Annotated in this window: 24 protein-coding genes and 2 pseudogenes; 7 read left to right on the forward strand and 19 right to left on the reverse strand. The window is 61.2% G+C overall.

Translation table 11 applies throughout. The features are described from left to right. Positions 1-302: 302 nt before the first annotated feature. The 9 genes from BFP99_RS02460 to BFP99_RS32660 form a co-directional block, all read right to left on the reverse strand. On the reverse strand, positions 303-1,460 hold the full coding sequence (locus tag BFP99_RS02460; RefSeq protein WP_065924894.1) for a glutathionylspermidine synthase family protein: 1,158 nt from the start codon (positions 1,458-1,460) through the stop codon (positions 303-305). Between the two features lie 12 nt (positions 1,461-1,472). Then, complete coding sequence (locus BFP99_RS02465) at positions 1,473-2,168, reverse strand: DUF1190 domain-containing protein (RefSeq protein ID WP_065946580.1); 696 nt, start codon at positions 2,166-2,168, stop codon at positions 1,473-1,475. A gap of 18 nt (positions 2,169-2,186) precedes the next feature. Continuing rightward, positions 2,187-2,615 (reverse strand): DUF350 domain-containing protein, encoded by a 429-nt coding sequence (locus BFP99_RS02470; protein ID WP_027605210.1) that lies wholly within the window; start codon positions 2,613-2,615, stop codon positions 2,187-2,189. A gap of 15 nt (positions 2,616-2,630) precedes the next feature. Further along, a complete protein-coding gene (locus BFP99_RS02475; protein WP_065946581.1) occupies positions 2,631-3,302 on the reverse strand; it encodes a DUF2491 family protein in 672 nt (223 codons plus the stop codon). Further along, a complete protein-coding gene (locus BFP99_RS02480; RefSeq protein ID WP_065924897.1) occupies positions 3,289-4,323 on the reverse strand; it encodes an ion channel in 1,035 nt (344 codons plus the stop codon). The genes BFP99_RS02475 and BFP99_RS02480 overlap by 14 nt, the downstream gene beginning before the upstream one ends. A 33-nt stretch (positions 4,324-4,356) precedes the next feature. Further along, positions 4,357-4,917: a rhomboid family intramembrane serine protease gene (locus BFP99_RS02485; RefSeq protein ID WP_065946582.1), complete on the reverse strand. Its 561-nt coding sequence runs from the start codon at positions 4,915-4,917 to the stop codon at positions 4,357-4,359. A gap of 57 nt (positions 4,918-4,974) precedes the next feature. Continuing rightward, complete coding sequence (locus BFP99_RS02490; RefSeq protein WP_027605206.1) at positions 4,975-5,673, reverse strand: PspA/IM30 family protein; 699 nt, start codon at positions 5,671-5,673, stop codon at positions 4,975-4,977. Between the two features lie 17 nt (positions 5,674-5,690). After that, entirely contained in the window at positions 5,691-6,272 is a 582-nt protein-coding gene (locus BFP99_RS02495) for a YjfI family protein (RefSeq protein ID WP_027605205.1), read from the reverse strand. Positions 6,273-6,442: 170 nt separating this feature from the next. Continuing rightward, a complete protein-coding gene (locus tag BFP99_RS32660) occupies positions 6,443-6,643 on the reverse strand; it encodes a hypothetical protein (protein ID WP_137211982.1) in 201 nt (66 codons plus the stop codon). On the opposite strand from BFP99_RS32660, the gene ycaC reads away from it, so the two are divergent. Continuing rightward, positions 6,642-7,274 carry an isochorismate family cysteine hydrolase YcaC gene (gene ycaC / locus BFP99_RS02500; RefSeq protein WP_027605204.1) on the forward strand — a complete coding sequence of 211 codons (633 nt, stop codon included), beginning with the start codon at positions 6,642-6,644 and terminating at the stop codon, positions 7,272-7,274. The two genes, BFP99_RS32660 and ycaC, sit on opposite strands and share 2 nt — an antisense overlap. Positions 7,275-7,322: 48 nt before the next feature. On the opposite strand, the pseudogene BFP99_RS02505 reads toward ycaC, so the two are convergent. After that, positions 7,323-8,204 (reverse strand): annotated as a pseudogene (locus BFP99_RS02505) (YhcG family protein); the annotation flags it as partial. On the opposite strand from BFP99_RS02505, the pseudogene BFP99_RS32665 reads away from it, so the two are divergent. The 6 genes and pseudogenes from BFP99_RS32665 to BFP99_RS02530 all read left to right on the forward strand — a co-directional run. Beyond that, positions 8,187-8,357, forward strand: a pseudogene (locus BFP99_RS32665) (transposase domain-containing protein); the annotation flags it as partial. The pseudogenes BFP99_RS02505 and BFP99_RS32665 overlap by 18 nt on opposite strands. Positions 8,358-8,765: 408 nt before the next feature. Then, positions 8,766-9,905 (forward strand): Fic family protein, encoded by a 1,140-nt coding sequence (locus BFP99_RS02510; RefSeq protein ID WP_065946583.1) that lies wholly within the window; start codon positions 8,766-8,768, stop codon positions 9,903-9,905. 74 nt (positions 9,906-9,979) lie between these two features. Then, positions 9,980-10,222, forward strand: coding sequence for an exodeoxyribonuclease VII small subunit (locus BFP99_RS02515; protein WP_003176346.1), 243 nt, complete (start codon positions 9,980-9,982; stop codon positions 10,220-10,222). Continuing rightward, a complete protein-coding gene (gene ispA, locus BFP99_RS02520; RefSeq protein WP_065924900.1) occupies positions 10,219-11,106 on the forward strand; it encodes a (2E,6E)-farnesyl diphosphate synthase in 888 nt (295 codons plus the stop codon). The genes BFP99_RS02515 and ispA overlap by 4 nt, the downstream gene beginning before the upstream one ends. Positions 11,107-11,216: 110 nt before the next feature. Continuing rightward, a complete protein-coding gene (dxs, locus tag BFP99_RS02525) occupies positions 11,217-13,115 on the forward strand; it encodes a 1-deoxy-D-xylulose-5-phosphate synthase (RefSeq protein WP_065924901.1) in 1,899 nt (632 codons plus the stop codon). Positions 13,116-13,209: 94 nt separating this feature from the next. After that, positions 13,210-15,099: a TonB-dependent receptor domain-containing protein gene (locus BFP99_RS02530; protein WP_065946584.1), complete on the forward strand. Its 1,890-nt coding sequence runs from the start codon at positions 13,210-13,212 to the stop codon at positions 15,097-15,099. Between the two features lie 18 nt (positions 15,100-15,117). Here BFP99_RS02530 and BFP99_RS02535 read toward each other — a convergent pair whose 3' ends face one another. From BFP99_RS02535 to BFP99_RS02575, 9 genes are all read right to left on the reverse strand, one after another. After that, a complete protein-coding gene (locus BFP99_RS02535) occupies positions 15,118-15,906 on the reverse strand; it encodes a cobalamin-binding protein (RefSeq protein ID WP_065924903.1) in 789 nt (262 codons plus the stop codon). Beyond that, positions 15,903-16,322, reverse strand: coding sequence for a hypothetical protein (locus BFP99_RS02540; protein ID WP_027605198.1), 420 nt, complete (start codon positions 16,320-16,322; stop codon positions 15,903-15,905). The genes BFP99_RS02535 and BFP99_RS02540 overlap by 4 nt, the downstream gene beginning before the upstream one ends. Continuing rightward, complete coding sequence (gene ribA, locus BFP99_RS02545) at positions 16,319-16,936, reverse strand: GTP cyclohydrolase II (RefSeq protein ID WP_065924905.1); 618 nt, start codon at positions 16,934-16,936, stop codon at positions 16,319-16,321. Before ribA ends, BFP99_RS02540 begins: the two co-directional genes overlap by 4 nt. A 129-nt stretch (positions 16,937-17,065) precedes the next feature. After that, positions 17,066-17,794 carry a substrate-binding periplasmic protein gene (locus BFP99_RS02550; protein ID WP_065924911.1) on the reverse strand — a complete coding sequence of 243 codons (729 nt, stop codon included), beginning with the start codon at positions 17,792-17,794 and terminating at the stop codon, positions 17,066-17,068. A 64-nt stretch (positions 17,795-17,858) separates the two neighbouring features. Continuing rightward, the gene (thiL, locus tag BFP99_RS02555; protein WP_065946585.1) at positions 17,859-18,824 is read right to left on the reverse strand and encodes a thiamine-phosphate kinase; all 966 of its coding nucleotides are present in this window, start codon (positions 18,822-18,824) and stop codon (positions 17,859-17,861) included. A gap of 18 nt (positions 18,825-18,842) precedes the next feature. Then, a complete protein-coding gene (gene nusB / locus BFP99_RS02560; protein WP_027605194.1) occupies positions 18,843-19,343 on the reverse strand; it encodes a transcription antitermination factor NusB in 501 nt (166 codons plus the stop codon). Further along, entirely contained in the window at positions 19,340-19,816 is a 477-nt protein-coding gene (ribE, locus tag BFP99_RS02565) for a 6,7-dimethyl-8-ribityllumazine synthase (protein WP_003176356.1), read from the reverse strand. The genes nusB and ribE overlap by 4 nt, the downstream gene beginning before the upstream one ends. An 88-nt stretch (positions 19,817-19,904) precedes the next feature. Continuing rightward, positions 19,905-20,996 (reverse strand): bifunctional 3,4-dihydroxy-2-butanone-4-phosphate synthase/GTP cyclohydrolase II, encoded by a 1,092-nt coding sequence (gene ribBA / locus BFP99_RS02570; RefSeq protein WP_065924907.1) that lies wholly within the window; start codon positions 20,994-20,996, stop codon positions 19,905-19,907. Positions 20,997-21,011: 15 nt separating this feature from the next. Beyond that, positions 21,012-21,674 (reverse strand): riboflavin synthase, encoded by a 663-nt coding sequence (locus BFP99_RS02575; protein WP_065946586.1) that lies wholly within the window; start codon positions 21,672-21,674, stop codon positions 21,012-21,014. Positions 21,675-21,679 lie beyond the last annotated feature (5 nt).

Genomic DNA, 21,679 nt, shown 5'->3' on the forward strand with positions numbered 1-21,679 from the left:
GTCCTTTCGCGACTAAACAATCAGAGGTGGCGGCTGTACGCAGGTTAGTCGACCGGCCGCTAGGCACCGGCGCACCCGAGGGTGCCCTGCGCACAGCCACCATAAAGTGCAGATGAGAAGACACCTGTCTTTGAGATGGCGTGCGCCTAGCGAGGTAAGGGCGACTAAACCCGATCACTGAATAGGCAGTGACGATCCGCAGCCTAGTCAACCATTCCCGCTGGCGCAATGCAGTTGGAATTCTCTCGGAAACGTCCTGCAAATGAAAGGGATCAGCCCTGCTGGCCCTTTAAGCTCCAGCCTCAATCCAATATCAAATGCGGCAAAAACCGGCTCGAATCCTTGGTAATCAAACTATTATCCTCCCGCACCCCAATCCCCGCCGCCTGGTCCCCAATCACCCAAGACCCAATCAACGTGTAGCTGTCCCCAAACCGCGGCAACGGCGCAAACTCCTGGAGAATAAACGGCGCATCCGTATAGGGCCCGTCCTCCTTAACAATCAGCCCATCGGCCGTTTGCAGCTCGATATTCGCCCCTTCCCGCGAGAAGAATGGCTTGCGCACCCAGCCCTTCGGCACAGCTTTACCCGGCTCGGTATCCAGGTGGGCCGCGAGCAGATTCGGGTGGCCTTTGTTGAATTCCCACAGCAGCGGCAGGATGCCTTTGTTGGAAATGATGGATTTCCACGCAGGCTCGAAAAACTGGGTGTCGCTCTCGGCAATCGCGGCGCCGAAGGGTTCGTGGAAGATGAATTCCCAGGCGTGCAGTTTGAACAGGTGGGGAATCCAGCGGTCCTGGAGGTCGACGAAGCGGCCTTCGCTGGTCAGGCCGATGTCTTCGATGTCGATGTGGCGTGATTCGATGCCGACTTTTTCCGCGACGAGGCGCAGGTAGTCGGTGGTGCCTTTGTCTTCGACCGAGTCTTTCATCGAGGCGAAGTAGAACGGCTGGTTGATTTGCAGTTGGGCGAAGGCCTGGTGCAGTTTGGTGTCGATGCTGTTGAACTGGTCGGCATGCTTGGGCAGCAGGCCGCGTTCGATGCATTGCTCGAGCCAACCCCATTGGAACGCCGCGGCCTCGTAGAGGCTGGTCGGTGTGTCGTAGTTGAGTTCCAGCAGCTTGGCGGGCCCGGTGCCGTTGTAGGAGAAGTCCATGCGCCCGTACAGGTGCGGGTGGCCTTCGAGCCATGAGGTTTTGATCATGTCGAAGAAGGGCGCGGGAATGCTCAGGCGTTCGAGCAGCTCTTCGCTCTGGACCACGCGGGCGACGAGGTCCATGCACATGTCGTGGATCTCGGTGGTCGGGTCTTCGAGGTCGTGCTCGATTTGCTTGAGCGTGAACTGGTAATACGCGCGCTCGTCCCAGTAGGGTTCGTTGTCGATGGTATGGAACAGAAAGCCGAGGTTTTCAGCCGTCTGTTTCCAGTCATGACGTTCTGCACAATGGATTTTCTTCATGGCCCGGTTTCCTTAACTGCTCGACCCGCCACCGCCCCAGCCGCTGCGTGCGCTGGCCTTGCTGCCGAAGCCGCCACGGGAGGTGGCCGACGCCACGGAGCTCGACTGGCTGGAGGTGCGCAGCGTGTTGGTGTAATTGCTGCTGCCGTACCGGGCTTGATTCGAGCGGCCAAACGTCGCGCCATTGGAGACGCGCTGGTTGAGCGTCGAGTTGCCGTACTCACCGCGATCATCGCGATAGCGGTACACCGGCTCAGAGCGGTAGCTGTTGCGATTGCTGCTCAGCATGTTGCCGATCAGCAGACCGGTCAGCAGGCTGCTAGTGGAGAAGCCGGAGCCGCCGCTTGCCTGGGCGTTGGCCGCGTCTACCTGGGATTGTGTCACCTGGCCTTCGGCGGTCAGTTCGAAACCGCCCAGCTTGGGAATGAACTGGCCATTGGAGTCCAGCTGGCACCAGCCGGCGACAAAGTCGGCATCGCAATCGGCCTGGCTGGCGTATACCGGGGCGATGCGGCGATGCTCGGCCAGGGCCGTCATGTAGGCGTCCGAACAGACGTCCACCGGCAGTTTTTCATTGGCGCATTGCTGCACCGACTGGAAGTTGTACTTCTTCTGCAAATCGTAGGTTTTTTCCGTCGGCCCACAACCGGATATCGCCATGGCGACCGACGCTGCCAGCGAAAGCTGGACGTACTTGCTTCGTTTCATCGGGAGCTCCGTGCGCAATCAGTTCTGGGTAGGTGTCATGCAGGCGGCATTCAACATGCCGACGCTGATGGCCACCGCCGCCACATAGATGCCCGCTGCGAGCTCGCCTCTCTTGATGCGCTCGGAAGTGCCCTTGAGCACGAGACTGGTGAGCAGAAACGCCAACAGTTGGACGACGGCTGCGATCACCGCCCAGACGACGAAGTCGAGGATGCTGATCGAATAGGCAATCACGTTGCTGGCCGGAATGGCGAAACCGACGATGGCGCCGCCCAAGGCGACTGCCGCGGAAACGTTGCCCGCCCGGATCAGCTCGAATTCCTTGTGCGGGGTGACGCGGGTGTAGATGAACTGGAACAGCGCAAACAGTACGGCAGCCCCCAGGATGTAGGTGACAAACCCGAGCACGGCGGCTTTGTTCAGGGAGATGGAGAGAGCTTCTAGCATGGATTTCTTCCTTTTTTAGAGCGCATTCAAGTCGGTTGTGTACAGTGAAATGCCCAGGGAGGTGCTCAGGCTGACAGTGCCTTCAGCGTCTTCTTCGACAGAGAACAACAGAAACTCCCGTCGATCGGTCAGGCCGGTGTCACGGGCATATAGCATCGAGCGGTGTTCGACGCTGTAGGAGTCCTCGGGGTTTATCACCTGCTCGCTCATGGCCACCAATTCTGTCTGGCCAGCCTCGCTGCCCCACACGCGCGCGTATTCGACGCCGTTATGGGTGTAGGTCGGCAACCCGATCGGACTCTGCGGCCCCGCCAGCCGGCGCAATTCAGCTTCGCTGCTGATAGTGACGTAGCTCAGGTAGTTGAACAGGATCACAGACTCGACCTGCCCGGCGATGTCGCCCGTGGTGTGCACCTGCAGCCAGTAATCTTCGTCGTTCATGTAGTAGCGCGACAGCCAGGTCGACTGCCCGAGGTCAACGGTGCCGTTACTCCAGATTTCCTGGGAGCCGGGGATAACCACCGTGGTCTTCCCTTCGAGCAACAACTTCAGGGTCGTGTCGAATATCACGCCTTTGCCCGGCGCCAGGCCAAGCGGCCCGGTGGTCGCCAGCGGTTCGGCGGCGCCTTTCGAGTGTGTATTCGCTTGCGGGGCCTCAAGCCCCATCAACTGTTTAAACCATCCCATTGGAGATTTCCTTGAGGCGGGTGGAGGCAATGTAGAAGAGCTCGCCGCCTTCAACGCGCGTGGCACTGGGCGGGTTGATCGACGGTTGCGGGGCACCTTTGGCGCGATAGCCGATGAGGGTGGCGTTGTGGCGTTCTTTCATCTGGGTGTACAGATCGCCGAACGTGGCTTCAAACGCCTCGGGCAATCTCATCAAGTATTGGGTGGCCCCCTGCCCCACGCACAGTAGCTCATTAATGACCACCGACGAGCCCGGGTCCTGAGAGGCGCGCACCAGCATTTCGATAGCCATGCTTGAGGTGCATTCCAGGCTGGGGGCGTAGGAACTGGCCAGTGCGGCGATCTCACTTGCATTGAAGTGGGCGACCACATGCCCGACCGGATTCAATTGATTCACCGCCAGCACGGTGGCCAGCGTCAGATCGTCAGACGGGGTTCGCACCAGCACACGCTCGGCACCGGGCACACCGGCACGCAGCAACAGCGCTGTGGAGGACAAGCTCTCACCCCGGATAAAGGCCGCCTTGCCCGGCATCGGGTTTTCTTCGAGGGTGCAATCGCAGATGACGATCAGGTTGTCGTTCGAGGTTTCGTCTTGCAGCAACAACTCGATGACCCGTTCACTGGACGCGCCCTCCCAGCCAATGAGCACGGTATGGCCGATTTTGCCGGTGAAATCGCCTTTGCCCTTCATGCCTTTTCTCCATGCATCGATGACAGTGCTGGTGGTTTTGCCGATGGCTGCCGTCAGCAGCGCAATGCCTCCGAGCATGACCCAGGTCGCCACGAACAAGCGTCCCAAAGAGGTCTGCGGCGATAGATCGCCATAGCCGACGGTCAGCGTGGTGGTGAGATAGAAGTAAACGAACGTGGCGGGCGCGGTGAGGTGTTGTTCGCCCAGAACCACCAGGCCCAGATAAGCCGTGCTCAGGTGTACCCCCAAGGCGATGACCAGGCCTGCCCAGCCGAAGCGGTGAAAGAGGGAAGCGGCGTACCTGCGCAACAAAAGAAAAATCGGCATTGCGTCCCTGACTCCCTGGGTGCTCAAGTGCGTTCAGCCGGCATTAAACCTGCTGCGTGGTTGAGAGAGAAGTACCTTGGCGGCAATAAATCCGGCGAAGGCACCAAACAGATGCCCTTCGAAGGAAACGCCTTGGCGAGGCAGGAAGCCAAGGACCAGTCCGCCATACAGTACCGCCACCACACCGGCAGTGATCAGGTTGCTCCAGCTCCTGCGGAACCAGGCGCGAGACAACAGGTAGGCCCACAACCCGAACACCCAGCCGCTGGCCCCCACGTGCACACCCGCAAAACCGAACAGCCAGACCAGCGAACCGCCCAGCAGGATGATGATCGCGCTGACGGTCACAAACCGATTGAGCCCTTCGATAATCACCAGGGTGCCCAGGATCAAAAAGGCAACCAGGTTCGCGCTCAGGTGGGCGAACGAGCCGTGCAAAAACGGTGAGGTGAGGATGCCCGGCAGCCCCTGCAGCGTTCTCGGGATCAGGCCGAACGCCATCAGGCTGTAACCGGTCGCTGCATTGAGCAGTTGCAGCGCGACCATGAACAGCGCCAGGCCTGCGATTGTCTTGAAACCCTTCAGGGCGCCCATCCTGACCTCGACGTAAAAAAAGAAGGGCAGACACTGCCCTTCCTGCGGCGACGTTGCTTACTCGGCCGATTTTTGCTTCAAACGCTCCAGAATCGCATTGGCGCTGCCTTCGTTCGGCGTGATGCCGGCGTCGCGCAGCTTGCGCTCCAGGTCGGTCCCGGTCGATGCATCTGCCAGTTCATCCTGGGCTTGCAGTTCAGCGGCGCGTTGCTGCTGCTTGGCCTGCAAACGATTCAGCGTACCGACGGCGGTTTCCAGCTTGCCGTTGGCACCGCCGCTGGCGATGGAGGCGCTGACCTGGGCCTTCTGTACGCTGTCGCGCGCCTTGGCCATGTCCACTTGCTGACGCAGGCTTTTGATCCGGCTTTCGGCCTTGGTGATGTCCTTGCGCATGCCTTCCGCATAGCCACCGAACTCGGTGGCTTGCTTATGCTCGACATCCCGCTCGTTGGTCAGGGTCGAGATGGCTTCGGCCACTTCCAGGGCGAGGTCTTCACGATTGGCCTGCAGGGCAGCTACGGCCTTGGACTCCAGGTCCTTGATCTTGGCGTCGTACTCATTGACGCGATCAGTCGCCAATTTGTGCTTGGCCATGATGCTCACCAGCTCACGCTTGGCGTTGGCCAGCGCGGTGTCGGCATCGCGGATTTCCTGATCGAGGATGCGCAGGGCCTGTTGGTCGACGATCGATTCGCCGACTTCGTTGGCACCGCCACGCAGCGCGGTGAACAATTTGCTCCAGATGGACTGAGTCATTGGATACTCCCGAATACTTAATTGAAGAAACGTTCGAAGGCTTCGCTGGCGCGCTGCACGTTGTCGACCAGGGTTTTCACCTCGGTGACGATATTGGTCAGGCTGGAGTCGGAGCTCAATGCACCGAACATGTTGTAGACCACTTGCCCGTTAGGCATGGACTCGATGCCGATGGAGGACAGCGGGAACATTTCCCGGCTGCGCAACACCGCGTCATTGAATTTAGCGACATCGTTGATGGACTCGACATCGACCAGCACGGTGTCAACGATGATCTGCTCGCCCACCACCGCGATGTAAATCGGCAGGCCACCGAAGTCGTTCATTTCCAGCTTGATGCTGGACTCGGAGCCTTGAACCAGAGAAAGCGTAATGTCCTTGGACACCACGTCGTCCAGGGCCTGAAGAGCGGTGAAGAGGCGATCGATATTCCAGTTGGTACCTGCGCTCATGAAATTCTCCGACATGAATGAGCCAGCCAGAATCGGCTGGCGAAGCTGTTTCTCCATCTGCTTGAGCAGGCTTCGGTTTTCGGGAAGCACCCAAGTCTCGTGTTTCACGTAGCCGGCGGCCGCCAGGCCTGCACGCATCTGCTTCATGTAAAAGCTCGATGGCTTTTTGGCGGACGGCTTCAAGCGCTCTCCCTTGAGGCTTGCTGAATCGGTATCGGGCCCTTTAGGCGGACTCGATGGAGAGCTGCTTTCCATGGTACTGACCTCGCTGTGAAAAACTCACGCGTGAGAAAATCTACAGGCATTTTTTGCCACACTCAATAGCTCACGCGTGAGATTTTTTGACTTACCTTCCCGACCGCTAAAAGGATCAGTCCTACTGACAATCCATGAATTGTCGCCTTTGAGTTGACGGTATTACCCATTCCAGCCGATTTATCCCCCAGCATCCACCCATTAATCTGTGCCCATGTTGAACGCAACGCCCAACCAACCTGAACAAAAAAGGATTCAACCATGAGCACTCCAACCTACAACCGCTTGAACAAAGACGACGCCGTAGTCCTGCTGGTCGACCACCAGACCGGCCTGATTTCCCTGGTGCAGGACTTCTCGCCCAACGAGTTCAAGAACAACGTGCTGGCCCTGGCCGACTTGGCCAAGTTCTTCAACCTGCCGACCATCCTCACCACCAGCTTCGAACAAGGCCCCAACGGCCCGCTGGTACCGGAGTTGAAAGAGATGTTCCCGGACGCGCCGTACATCGCCCGCCCCGGCCAGATCAATGCCTGGGACAACGAAGACTTCGTCAAGGCAATCAAAGCCACCGGCCGCAAGCAGATCATCATCGCCGGCGTGGTCACGGATGTATGCGTAGCGTTCCCGACCTTGTCGGCACTGGCGGAAGGGTTCGAGGTGTTTGTGGTGACCGATGCCTCCGGCACGTTCAACACCACGGTGCAGCAGGCGGCGTGGAGCCGGATGACCCAGGCCGGTGCACAGTTGATGAATTGGTTCTCGGTAGCCTGTGAGCTGCACCGCGACTGGCGCAACGATATCGAAGGCCTGGGCAATCTGTTGTCCCAGCGCATTCCCAACTATCGCAACCTGATGAATGGGTATGCGGCGTTGACGGCGCATCAGAAGTAAGTGAGCCGAGATTCGCGATAAGCCTGCCTTCAAAAGCAGGCTTTGTTGTTATTTGGCAAGCTCGCGCTCTATCTGCTCTATGCTCGGCAAACTGGTTTGCAGCTCCGCTGGCAAGGACTCCACCAACTGATACTGCGCCACACCTATGGGCCGGTTGTTATCGCGAAGCGCATATTCGGCTACCACTTCGTTCTTGCTCTTGCACAGCAGCAGACCAATTGTCGGGCCATCCTGTGGATGCTTAAGTTGGGCATCCACGGCGGCGAGATAGAAACTCAACTCGCCCAGATGCTCGGGCTTGAACTTGCCGGCCTTGAGCTCGATCACGACGTAGCAGCGCAGCTTCAAGTGATAGAACAGCAGGTCAACGAAGACCTCGTCACCGCCGACATCCAGCAACACCTGCTGACCAACGAAAGCGAAACCCGCACCCAGCTCTAATAAAAAGTCGGTGACGTGCTTGATCAAGGCGTTTTCAATATCGCGCTCCTGCGCACCCAAGGTCAGACTGAGGAAGTCAAAGCGGTAAGGGTCTTTCAGCGATTCACGCGCCAGATCGGATTGAGGTTTGGGCAGATGGATTTCGAAGTTGCTGACAGCTTTACCACTGCGCTCCAGCAAACGGTTTTCGATGTGCATGACCAGCGTGTTGCGCGACCAGTTGTGTTCAATTGCCTGGCCGACGTACCAGCGACGGGTTTCGGGGCCAGGGAGTTTGTCCAGCAGCGCCAGTTGGTGATACCAAGGCAATTGTGCAAGCACCTCTTGCACAAATTCCGAATCCGGCCAAGCTTCGGCAAAGGCACGCATGTACTTCAAATTACGTGGAGAAAAACCCTTCATGTTCGGGAAGGCTGCGCGTAAATCCTGGGAAAGACGTTCAATAACCTTGCTGCCCCAACCCTGCTTGGCCTGGCGAGCGATACCGTCAACGGCGCCGCCGCCAGCGCAAAGATCTACAGCTTGGTCGAGACCGCCAAGGTCAACGGCCAGGAGCCCTATACGTGGCTGCCTCAGGCTTCGTCGCTTGAAGATTATGAAGCCTTGCTGCCGTGGAACTGCTCGCCAGAAATGCCACGGTAAATCGTTAACCCACTGTTGGGTAGGTGGGGTTTATGGATCGCATACAATAGATAGGCTCGCTGGGATTAACTTGTGTGTCCGGTGTCTAGGACAACGAGTATTACAACTCACTAAAGGTTCGCAAAAAAATCAGCTACGAGCTAATTACGGGCTGAGACCCCAAAATATTGCCTTTGATATTCTAACGACAAATGACCACGCTTCCACTGTTAGATGCCAGATAGGTAATCTTCTAATGGTTGCTGATAGCCATATGGTCTAGGGGCATAAGTCAAAATTTCACATCACAAAAACTACAGAAAACACCGATCACCAGACTAGACCCTGAGCCAAATCCGCAGCACAATCGGCTCACCAAATGAGCCGAATAACCTCTTTATTCGGCTCACGCACCCCAGGCATCCCACTATGGCTCATCCGCACTGGATCTGGCAACGCGCCGACTGGCCTCACTTCCACTGGCAACCCGGTCGCTTCGCGGCTTTGCTGCGCGAGTGCGGACAAGCCCAGGGCAAGTTGTTGGGCATGCTCGGCTCCGTCAGCCAGGCAGTCAGCGCACAGAATGAACTGGATGCGCTGCTGCAAAATATCCTGACGTCCTCGGCGATTGAGGGTGAGCAGTTGAATGTCGGCTCGGTGCGCTCGTCCCTGGCAAGGCGGATGGGCCTGGAAGCGATGGAAGACGGTCAGGTAAGCCGCCGCAGCGAAGGCCTCGCCGAGTTGATGATGGATGCCACTCAACAATTCACCCAGCCGTTTACCCTCGCCCGCCTATTGAACTGGCATCACTTATTGTTCCCGGCCCCGGAAGCGGGCTATGCCGCTCGAGCGCTCAATATTGGATCCTTGAGGGGAGATGAGCCGATGCAAGTGGTGTCGGGCCGGCTTGATCGGCCGACCGTGCATTTCGAGGCCCCGCCACGTCTGGGACTGGAGCAGGCACTGGCGGATTTCCTGGAGTGGTTCGAAACCAGCCGCGATCAGCCGGAACTGGACCCATTGGTACGCGCCGGCGTCGCGCACTTCTGGTTTGTCACACTGCACCCCTTCGATGACGGCAATGGTCGCCTGACACGCGCTATCACCGATTTGGCACTGGCCCAGGGTGAACACCAGGCCATCCGTTTCTATGCCATGTCAGCCAGCATCCTCGAAGACCGCACCGGCTACTACAACGCGCTGGAATCCAGCCAGAAGGCCTCCCTGGATATCACTGCCTGGCTGGAGTGGTTCCTTAAAACCCTGTTACGCAGCGTGCAGCAGGCCATGGGGCGGATTGACCGGGTGCTGGAAAAGAGTCGGTTCTGGCAGCAACACCGCGACCTCCCTTTGTCGGCTGAACAGATCAAGGTCCTCAATCGACTGCTCGACGGTGGTGAGAAGGGCTTCGAACACGGCATCAGCGCGGCGCAGTACCAGGCGGTGGCCAAGGTCTCCAAGGCGACAGCGACGCGACACCTGGCGGACCTGCTGGAAAAAAACTGCCTGGTCCGTCTCCCCGGAGGCGGCCGCAGCACGCGTTATCAGGTCAATACAGGGGGCGAGTGACGCCCCACTCATTTGCCCAGAATCCCCATGTCTGCTAGTGTCGCGCCGGTTTACCGTCTACCGGAATAGCCGCCATGGCCCGCAAAAAAGTTGCACTCGATTTCGAACAATCCCTCGCCGACCTGCAAACATTGGTCGAGCGTCTGGAGAACGGCGAGTTGTCGCTGGAGGACTCGCTGACGGCGTTTGAGCAAGGCATCGGCCTGACCCGTGACTGCCAGAGCGCGTTGGCGCAGGCGGAGCAGAAGGTCCAGGTATTACTGGAGCGTGACGGAGAGTTGGCCGAAGAACCTTTCGACGCGGAACAGCCGGAATGATCGACGCGTATCAGGCCAGTAGCCAAGCCCGGGTGAATGCGGCGCTGGAGCCCTTGTTTGTTGCGCCAAGCCCGGAAATGAAGCGTCTGTATGAAGCCATGCGCTACAGCGTGATGAATGGCGGCAAGCGCGTGCGCCCGTTGCTGGCGTATGCGGCCTGTGAAGCGCTGGGCGCGCCGGCCGAACAGGCCAACGGTGCCGCCTGTGCGGTCGAGCTGATTCACGCCTATTCCCTGGTACACGACGATTTGCCGGCGATGGACGATGACGATCTGCGTCGCGGCCAGCCCACCACCCATAAAGCCTTTGATGAAGCCTATGCGATCCTCGCCGGTGATGGCTTGCAGAGCCTGGCGTTCAGCGCGTTGCTGGACCCACGCCTGAGCAGCGTCAACGCCGAGATCCGCCTGCGCATGGTCACCGCACTGGCCCTGGCTGCCGGCCCTGCGGGCATGGTGGGCGGGCAGGCGATCGACATGGGTTCAGTCAGCGTCAAGCTGGATCAAAAAGCCCTTGAGCACATGCACCGCCACAAGACCGGCGCACTGATCGAAGCCGCCGTGCACTTGGGCGCCCTGGCCAGCGGACATGCCGAAGCCACGCAATTGGCGGCGCTGCAGACCTATTCCCGGGCCATTGGCCTGGCGTTTCAGGTGCAGGACGACATTCTCGACGTGGAAAGCGATACCGCCACCCTGGGCAAACGCCAGGGCGCCGATATCGCACGGGACAAACCGACTTATCCTGCGCTGCTCGGGCTGCAAGCCGCCAAGGCCTACGCCGTGGAACTACGCGACCAGGCGCTGGACGCCCTGCGACCTTTCGACGCGGCGGCCGAGCCACTGCGTGACCTGGCGCGGTATATCGTCGAACGCCGCCACTGATTACGGCGGCCATTGCAACCGCATATCGGCCAAGTTCGGCGCTCTGCGTGGGCAGTTTGCGATGCTTGAGGTAAACTGCCGCCTCTTCTATACCTATAACGATTCGCCTGATGCCCACGACGTTTCAAGAGATTCCCCGCAAGCGCCCGTCCACGCCCCTGCTCGACCGTGCTGCCACGCCGGACGGCCTGCGTCGTCTGGGTGAAGCCGAGCTGGAAACCCTGGCCGATGAGTTGCGCCTGGAATTGCTCTACACGGTCGGCCAGACCGGTGGGCATTTCGGTGCCGGCCTGGGCGTCATCGAGCTGACCATCGCGTTGCACTACGTGTTCGACACCCCGGATGACCGGCTGGTGTGGGACGTGGGCCATCAGGCGTATCCGCACAAGATCCTCACGGGCCGCCGCGAGCGCATGGGCACGCTGCGCCAGAAGGACGGCGTTGCCGCCTTCCCGCGCCGCGCCGAAAGCGAGTACGACACCTTTGGCGTCGGCCACTCCAGCACCTCGATCAGCGCAGCGCTGGGCATGGCGATTGCCGCCCGGCTGCAAGGCAGCGACCGCAAGGCAATCGCCGTGATCGGTGATGGCGCGCTGACTGCCGGCATGGCCTTCGAAGCGCTGAACCATGCGCCGGAAGTGAACGCCAACATGCTGGTGATCCTCAACGACAACGACATGTCGATCTCGCGCAATGTCGGTGGCCTGTCCAATTACCTGGCCAAGATTCTCTCCAGCCGCACCTATGCCAGCATGCGCGAAGGCAGCAAGAAGGTGCTCTCGCGTCTGCCCGGCGCCTGGGAAATTGCCCGGCGTACCGAAGAATATGCCAAGGGCATGCTGGTCCCCGGCACGCTGTTCGAAGAGCTGGGCTGGAACTACATCGGCCCCATCGACGGCCATGACCTGCCGACCCTGATTGCAACGCTGCGCAACATGCGCGACCTCAAGGGCCCGCAGTTCCTGCACATCGTCACCAAGAAAGGCAAAGGCTTCGCCCCGGCGGAAGTCGACCCGATCGGCTACCACGCGATCACCAAGCTGGAACCCCTGGACGCCCCCGCCGCTGCGCCGAAAAAAGCCAGCGGGCCGAAGTACTCCGGTGTGTTCGGCGAATGGTTGTGTGACATGGCCGCCGTGGACCCACGCCTGGTGGGCATTACCCCGGCGATGAAGGAAGGCTCCGACCTGGTGGCGTTCAGCGAGCGTTTCCCGCTGCGCTATTTCGACGTGGCCATTGCCGAGCAGCACGCTGTCACGTTCGCCGCTGGCATGGCCTGCGAAGGCGCCAAGCCGGTGGTGGCAATCTACTCAACGTTCCTGCAGCGCGGTTATGACCAGTTGGTGCATGACGTCGCCGTGCAGAACCTCGACGTGCTGTTTGCCATCGACCGCGCCGGTCTAGTCGGCGAAGACGGCCCGACTCACGCGGGCAGCTTCGACCTGTCCTACTTGCGCTGCATCCCCGGCATGCTGGTGATGACGCCGAGCGACGAAAACGAACTGCGCAAGATGCTCAGCACCGGCCACCTGTATAACGGCCCGGCCGCCGTGCGTTACCCACGGGGCAACGGCCCCAACGCGCTGATCGAGAAGGACCTGGAGCCGATCGAAATCGGCAAGGGCATTGTGCGTCGCCAGGGCAGCAGGACCGCGTTCCTGGTGTTTGGCGTGCAATTGGCCGAAGCGCTCAAGGTGGCCGAGAAGATCGACGCCACCGTGGTCGACATGCGCTTCGTCAAGCCGCTGGATGAAGCCCTGGTGCGCGACATCGCCGGCAGTCATGAGCTGCTGGTGACCGTCGAGGAGAACGCCATCATGGGCGGTGCCGGTGCGGCGGTCAGTGAGTTCCTGGCGCGGGAAAACATCCTCAGGTCGGTGCTGCACCTGGGCTTGCCGGATACCTACGTCGAACATGCCAAGCCGGCGCAGATGCTGGCTGAGTGCGGGCTGGATGAAGCAGGGATCGAGGCTTCGGTGCGCGAGCGCCTGGCGCTGCTGGCCCAGTAGAAACCGGGACCCAATGTGGGAGGGGCGGTGCGACGATTCGACTTGCCCCCTCCCACATTTGATTGGTGCCATCCTCAAGCGCTATGGACAGCCCATGAAACACCTGTACCTTGCCCTGCTGCTTCTGCCCTCCCCTGAATTGCTCGCCGACACCCGCGACAACGCCCTGAAACTCCCCGACGTCGTCATCAGCGCCAACCGCCAGGTCCAGGCACGCAACGACAGCAGCGCCGCCAACACCGTGTTCACCCGCGACGACATCGACCGCCTGCAACCCACCAGCCTCACCGACCTGCTCAGCCGTGTGCCCGGTGTACAAGTCGCACCCTCCGGTGGCCGTGGCAGTTTGCCGGGCATCTACCTGCGGGGCACCAAGTCCGCCCAAAGCTTGGTGCTGGTAGACGGCCAGCGCATCGCCAACACCACCTCCGGCGACAGCGGCCTGCAATACCTCAACGTCGACCAGATTGAGCGGGTGGAAGTGCTGCGCGGCTCGCGCTCGGTGATCTACGGCAGCGACGCGATTGGCGGCGTGATCCAGGTATTCACCCGGCGCAATGCCGAGCAAGGCGTGCAACCGCGCGTGAAACTCGGGTTCGGCAGCCACAACACCTGGGAGCGCAGCCTTGGCCTTTCGGGCGGTGACAAACAGACGCGCTTCAACCTGGGCGCGAGCCTGGATGACACTGCCGGCATCAACTCAACCCGCCAGTCGTTCCCCAGCGACGGTGACCATGATGCTTATCGCAACCAGTCCGTGAGCCTGAACCTCAGCCACTCCTTCAGCGATGAACTGGAGGTGGGCTTCAATCTGTTGGATAACCGCGGCAAATCGGAGTACGACAACAGCTTCGGCCGCTACGACGCCGCCACCGGGCAAACCGTTAGCCAGAAACCCTACACCGACTACGCCGTGAGCAGCGCCAGCGGCTATGTCGACGCCACGCTCAATGAGCACTGGCAATCGCGCCTGGAGCTGGGCCACAGCGAGAACCGCGACACCAAGCGCGACACCCTCAGCGAGGATTTCAGCGTATTCAACACCTACCGTGATTCGGTCAACTGGCAGAACGACCTGAGGCTGGATGAGCAGAACAGCCTGATCCTCGGCGGCGACTGGTACGAAGACCGCTTCCACGGCTCCACCACCTTTACCGAAAACAGCCGCTGGAACCGCGCCGCCTTTATGCAGCATCGCTTTCACAGCGCGTGGTTTTCCACCGAACTGGGCCTGCGTCACGACCAGAACCAGCAGTTCGGCGGGCAGAACAGCTGGAGCGGCACCCTGACCTTGCCGGTCAACCCCGACAATGACGTGCTGCTGAGCTACAGCGAAGGCTTCCGCGCGCCGACCTTCAACGACCTCTATTATCCGGACACGAAGTACAGCAACCCCCACCTGCAGCCCGAAACATCAAAGAGCTACGAACTGCAGTGGCGCAGCCAGTTGAGTGACAGCACGCGCCTGGAAGCGTCCCTGTACCGCACCGATTTGAGCGATGCGATCATTCTCGACCAAACCGGCAAGCCGCAGAATGTGGCGTCGGCACGCATCAACGGTGTTGAGGCGGCGCTCAAGCAGGACCTGTTCGGCTGGCAAGGCAACCTCGGACTGTCGATCATCGACCCGCGCGACCGCGACAGTGGCCACACCCTGGCCCGCCGGGCGCGGCGTACGTTGAGCCTGGACCTGGACCGGCAATTCGACCAGGTGGGCGTGGGCGCCAGTTGGCAGGCGATCAGCCACAGCTATGACGATGAAGCCAACACCCAGCGCCTGGGCGGCTATGGGTTGCTCGGGCTGCGCGGCAGTTGGGCGGTGACGCGGGAAGTGGGGCTGTCGCTGAAGGTCGACAACCTGCTGGACAAGTCTTATGCGCGGGCGCGCTACAGCTACAACGATCCGGCATTCGTCAACAATCACGATTACCGTGAAGAAGGCCGGATGTGGATGTTTGGCGTGACCTGGACACCTGAAATCTGATTGTCGCCTGGACTGGTCTCAACGGCTCGGAGCGATCACCTGACACAGCCGCGCCAGCGCTTCCAGCATCTGCCCGCTGGGCCGTTCCAGGCCTTTATCCGGAACCAGCCGCACCCGCGCCGCCATCGCTGGCCAGATCTTCCAGGCTTCCCTCTGAGCCTGATCGCCCACCAGGATCATCTCGGGATTGCGCTGCAATACCGACTCGATGCTGACCTGCGGCGCGGGCAGCTTCAGGTCGTCAAACACATTGCGCGCACCGCACACGCTCAGCGCGTCGCTGATGATCTGGCCGCCGCCCACGGTGTACAGCGGCTGGTTCCACACCTGGTAGAACACCCGCAACGGTTCGGCCCGCTGATAACGCTGACGCAACTGCGCCAGGCGCTGGCGCAGGTGCGCGGCCAATTGCCGGCCGGCGTCGGCACGGCCCAATTGCTCGGCGATGGCCTGGACCTGGGTGGTCATTTGTTCAAGGCTATGGGGTTCGGCGACATACACCGGGATATTCAGGCGCTGCAGTTGCTCGCGCTGGGCGGGGCCGACGCTGCCGGGCCAGAGCAGGATCAGGTCGGGCTTGAGGCTCAGCAGGCGCTCCATGTCCAACTGCCCATAACGCCCAACCGACGGCACGTTCGCCAGCGCCGCTGGCCGCTCACCGCCATCGAGCACGCCCACCAGCAGGTCGGTAGCACCCAGCTCAACCACGATTTCAGACAGGGAGGGCGCCAGGCTCACGACCCGTTCGACCGCCAGGCCCTGGGCACTGAATGCCAGCAGCAGAATCGCCAGCCAGCGGCGCATCATCCCAACTGACGCGGGATGCGGTAGAGGTAAAACAGCACCGTCGTCGACAGCGCCAACAGGAAAAGCGGCACCGCCTCCAGGCCGACGAACACCGCCAGTGCGCCCACCCACGCCGGCACGGCCGCCACCATCAAGGCCGTGCGCCGACGGGCCGCCAGGGTGATCCAGGCAGCCGGTTCTTCAGCGGTATCGAGGGCTTTGGAGGTGGCGATCAGGGCGTGTTTATAGCCGTTGAAGTAGCGCAGGCTGAGAAACATCGACGCCACGCCGGCGATGAAGAACGGCATGGCCAGCACCGGCAACAAGGGCTCGGCCTGGCCAAACACCAGGTTGATCACGAACAGCGGGAGCAGCGCCAGGGCCAGGTACTGCCACCAGCTGAAGGACAGTCGCCGTTTCACCTGGCCACGGGTCACGCGCGGTCGACCTCGCCTTGATGCTCGTTGCCCATCATGTGGTCGAGCTTGCTGGCCTTGGTCGCCAGGTAGAGCTTGTTGTGCGGGTTGTGCCCGGTGTGCAGCGGTACGCGCTCGGCCACGGTGATGCCCATCTCGGTCAAGGCTTTGACCTTGCGCGGGTTGTTGGTCATCAGGCGCAGGGACTTCACGCCCAGGTGCTCCAGCATCGGCAGGCAGATCGCGTAGTCACGCTGGTCGGCGGCGAAGCCCAGGCGCTCGTTGGCCTCGACGGTATCGGCGCCGCCGTCTTGCAGCTCGTAGGCGCGAATCTTGTTCAGCAGGCCAATGCCACGGCCTTCCTGACGCAAGTACAACAGCACCCCACGGCCTTCACGGGCAATGGCGCGCATCGCCGCTTCAAGTTGCGAGCCGCAGTCACAGCGCTGGCTGAACAGCGCATCGCCGGTCAGGCACTCGGAGTGCACGCGACCGAGAACCGGTGCGCCATCGGCGATATCGCCGAGGCTGAGCACAACGTGCTCGCGCCCGGTGGCTTCTTCGAGAAAGCCGCTCATGGTGAACGTGGCAAAAGGGGTAGGCAGCTTGGAAGCAGCGACGAAAACGACGGGCACCGTGTGCTCCTGATTTCAGATTTCACAGAGGCGGGCATTGTAACAGCAGGTTCCTACAGACGCTTAAGCTGAATTATCGCTGATAAAGATCAATCGGTTTGATTGGCCTTCGTCCCGGTTCTATGCAGGTCAGAACGGATAAGGCAGTTTCCAGCGCAGGAAAATCGGCTTCAGCTCGCCGCTGTTCACCAGGACCGCCATGCGCTGGTCAAACACGGTGCGTAATGCCCGCCCACGCTCGGTATCGGCAAAACCAACGTAGAGCGGCAGGTCAATGATGTGGGTAAGTCGGAACTGGGACGGGACATCCGCCTGACTGAGGATGTATCGGGCTTCGGTGAGCGCATCAATGTAGAAGTCGACACGACCGTGCTGCAGCATCGGCAAGATACCATCGCGCCGCTGGATCTGATTGAAACGGCGCACATGGGGCAAATACGCCTCGTACTTGTAGCCCCGCACCCAGGCCAGGCGATAATCCCCCAGCGTCGCGGCGCTCGGTATCGGCGAGGTCGCCAGCCCAAGGGCGTAGATGGGGTCGGAATCGAAGTTCCAGTGCGGGTAGAGCACACCCTTGACTTCATCGCGGTAGGAACCGACCCAGCCATCCACTTCACCGCGCTGTGCCAGGCCGACCGAGCGGGTATATGGCTCAATGCGGGTTTGCAGGGTGATCCCGACCGGTTCGAAGACGTGCCGCAACACATCCCAGGCCAGGCCGCTGCCGTCGGCATTGGTGTAGTCGTCCCAGGCCTCGCTGGCCAGCATGACCTTGCCGGGCACCACCGGCACCTCCTGCGCCTGGGACCATGCCGGAAGGGCACACAGCAGCATCAGCAGCCAGCGGCGTACATCCATGGCGATGATCTCCTGCAAATCCAGCATCCAGAACGACGTAATAGAGCGTAGCGCAGCACGCGATTCAAGGTGCCGGGCAAAAATGTTGATAGCCCCGGATGGCCGGGGTGATGTCTTGCCCGAGAGCGTCAAGCAGCGTTACGCCCTGCCCCGCCTGGACCTGGCCGATAACATGCACCGGCCAACCGTCAGCCAGCAACGGCGCCAACTCGACGGGCGGCAGGGTGAACACCAGCACGTAGTCATCGCCGCCGCTCAATGCGGCGACCCGCGCCTCGTCATCACCGACAAACGCCAGCAACGCTTGGGACAGCGGCAGCTTCTGGCGCTCGATCGACAGGCTGACAGCCGAGGCCTTGGCGATATGCCCGCAATCGGCCAGAAGACCGTCAGAAATATCCATCGCCGATGTGGCCTTGCCCCGTAGAGCCAGGCCCAAGGCCAACTGCGGTTGTGGCGACCAGTAATGGGCCAGCAGCGGGTCGGCAATCGCGGCATCGGCGCTGCGCTGCCCCAATACCAGCGGCAAGGCACCGGCGGCATTACCCAACTCGCCGCCGACACACAAGAGGTCGCCCGGCTGTGCGCCGCTGCGGGTCAACGCTTGACCGGCCGGGACACGACCAAACACGGTCAGGGTCAGGCTCAGCGGACCGCGCGTGGTGTCGCCGCCCACCAGGCCCACACCGCAGTTTTGCGCCATGGCGTTCAACCCCTGGGCATAGCGTTGCAGCCAATCGGCATCGACGGTCGGCGTAGTGAGTGCGAGGGTAAACGCGAGGGGGTGGGCGCCCATGGCGGCCAGGTCGCTGACCGCCACGGCCAGCGAGCGCTGGCCGAGCAGGAACGGGTCGCAGGGGTCGGCAAAGTGCACGCCGGCCACTAAGGTATCGGTGGAAATTGCCAGTTGCTCCCCGGCGGGGAGCGCCAGCAGGGCACAGTCGTCGCCGATCCCCAGGGCAATGCCCTCGCCGCCCTGTGCGCACGGCGCGGCGGCGAAGTACTGGTGGATCAGCTCGAACTCGCCCATTCAGGACTCAAGCGCAGGTTAGCGCTTGTACGCCTTCACTTCGGCTTCACGCAGGCGCGGGGCCAGCTTGTCGAGCACGCCGTTGACGAACTTGTGACCGTCGGTCGAACCGTAGACTTTCGCCAGTTCGATGCCTTCGTTGATCACCACGCGGTACGGCACGTCGACGCGCTTGAGCAGCTCCCAGGTGGACAGGCGCAGTACAGCCAGTTCAACCGGGTCCAGTTCTTCGAGGGTCAGGTCCAGGCACGGCGTCAATGCCGCATCGATCTCGGCCAGGTTGGCCGGAACGCCGTGCAGGATGTCGTGGAAGTAGCTCTGGTCGGCAAACGTGAAGTCGTTATCGACGCGAAACTGCGCTTCGATCTCGTTCAGCGAGGTACCAGCCATGTGACGCTGGTACAGCGCCTGGGTGGCGAGCTGGCGGGCAGCACGGCGCTTTTCGCTTTTCGACGGCTTGCCGGCGTCCGCTGGGCGCTCGTCGCGTGGGTTGAAGCAATCGCTCTCGTCGGAAATCACTTGGCCTCCAACTGCGACAGCAGGCTGACCATTTCCAGGGCGGACAGGGCAGCTTCAGCGCCTTTGTTGCCGGCCTTGGTGCCGGAACGCTCGATGGCTTGCTCGATGGAGTCCACGGTCAGTACGCCGAAAGCGACTGGCACGCCGAACTCCATGGACACCTGGGCCAGGCCCTTGGTGCATTCGCCGGCCACGTATTCGAAGTGCGGAGTACCGCCACGAATGACCGCGCCCAGGGCGATGATCGCCGCGTATTCACCCTGCTGAGCAACTTTTTGCGCAACCAGTGGAATTTCGAAGGCGCCAGGGGCGCGGATGATAGTGATGTCGCTCTCGCTCACACCGTGGCGAACCAGGGCATCCACGGCACCGCTTACCAGGCTTTCAACCACGAAGCTGTTGAAGCGGCCAACCACCAGGGCATAGCGGCCTTTGGGGGCGATGAAGGTACCTTCGATGGTCTTCAGGGTCATTCGACAAATCTCTTAAAGAGCCGGGACGCGAAAAGTGCGTCCCTCAGTGATGATTTAACCGCGAACAAGGGGCAAAAAGCGCCGGCCTTTATTCGGAGGGCACGTATTCTACAACTTCCAGATCGAATCCGGATATCGCATTAAATTTCATCGGTGCGCTCATCAGGCGCATTTTGCGCACACCGAGGTCACGCAGGATCTGCGAACCGGCGCCGACGATGCTGTAGGTGGTCGGCGTTTTCACCTGGGTCTGCTCGGCGGTTTCGCGAATATGTGCGAGCAACACGTCGCCATCCACCGGGTTACCCAGCAGCAGCACCACACCGCTGCCGGCCTCGGACACCGCAGCCATGGCGGCGCGCAGGCTCCAGCGGCCCGGTTGCTTGACCATCAGCAGGTCGCGCAACGGGTCCATGTTGTGCACGCGCACCAGGGTCGGCTCGTCGGCGCAGATGCTGCCCAGGGTCAGGGCCATGTGCACGTCGCCTTCCACCGAATCACGGTAGGTCACCAAATTGAATTGGCCCAGTTCGCTGTCCAGTGGCTGCTCGGCAATCCGCTGAACGGTACGTTCGTGGATCATCCGGTAGTGAATCAGGTCGGCAATGGTGCCGACCTTGATGTTGTGTTCGGCGGCAAAGGCTTCGAGTTCGGCGCGGCGGGCCATGGTGCCGTCGTCGTTCATCACTTCGCAGATCACGCCGCAGGGCTCGAAACCGGCCATGCGCGCCAGGTCGCAGGCGGCTTCGGTGTGGCCGGCGCGAGCGAGGGTGCCGCCCGGTTGAGCCATCAACGGGAAGATGTGGCCGGGGCTGACGATGTCTTCGGCCTTGGCGTCCTTGGCGGCAGCGGCTTGCACGGTACGGGCACGGTCGGCGGCGGAAATGCCGGTGGTGACGCCGGTGGTCGCTTCAATCGATACGGTGAACTTGGTACCAAACCCTGAACCATTGCGCGGCGCCATCAACGGCAGCTTGAGCAGCTCGCAGCGCTCGCGGCTCATGGGCATGCAGATCAACCCACGGGCATGCTTGGCCATGAAGTTGATGTGCTCAGGCTTGCAGGCCTCGGCGGCCATGATGATATCGCCTTCGTTTTCGCGGTCTTCGTCATCCATCAGGATGACCATCTTGCCTTGGCGGATGTCTTCAACCAGTTCTTCGATGCTATTGAGCGCCACAGGGCACCCCCTTGGTCAGGATTTCAGGTAGCCGTTAGCGGCCAGAAAACTTTCAGTGATGTTACCGGCGGCAGGCTCTGCGGCCTTATCGCCCATAAGCAGGCGCTCCAGGTAACGGGCAAGCAAGTCGACTTCCAGGTTCACCCGGCGACCAGGCTGGTACGACGCCATGATGGTCTCGCTCAGGGTGTGGGGAATGATGGTCAGTTCGAATTCGGCGCCATTCACGGCGTTCACGGTCAGGCTGGTGCCGTCGACGGTGATCGAACCTTTGTGGGCAATGTACTTGGCCAGCTCTTTGGGCGCGCGGATGCGGAATTCCACGGCACGCGCATTTTCGCTGCGGGCCACCACTTCGCCGACGCCGTCGACGTGGCCACTGACCAGGTGGCCGCCCAGGCGGGTGGTCGGGGTCAGGGCTTTTTCCAGGTTGACCGGGCTGCCGGCCTTGAGGTCGTTCATCGCGGTGCAGTCCAGGGTTTCCCGGCTGACGTCGGCGGCAAAGCCGTTGCCCGGCAGTTCGACGACGGTCAGGCACACGCCGCTGACGGCGATGCTGTCGCCCAGCTTGACGTCGCCGAGGTCGAGCTTGCCGGTTTCAACCAGCAGGCGCACGTCGCCGCCCTTGGGGGTCATGGCGCGGATGCTGCCGATGGATTCGATAATGCCGGTGAACATGGCCT

It is taken from the genome of Pseudomonas sp. 1 R 17 (genome assembly GCF_900067035.1).
Classification (GTDB): Bacteria; Pseudomonadota; Gammaproteobacteria; order Pseudomonadales; family Pseudomonadaceae; genus Aquipseudomonas; species Aquipseudomonas marginalis.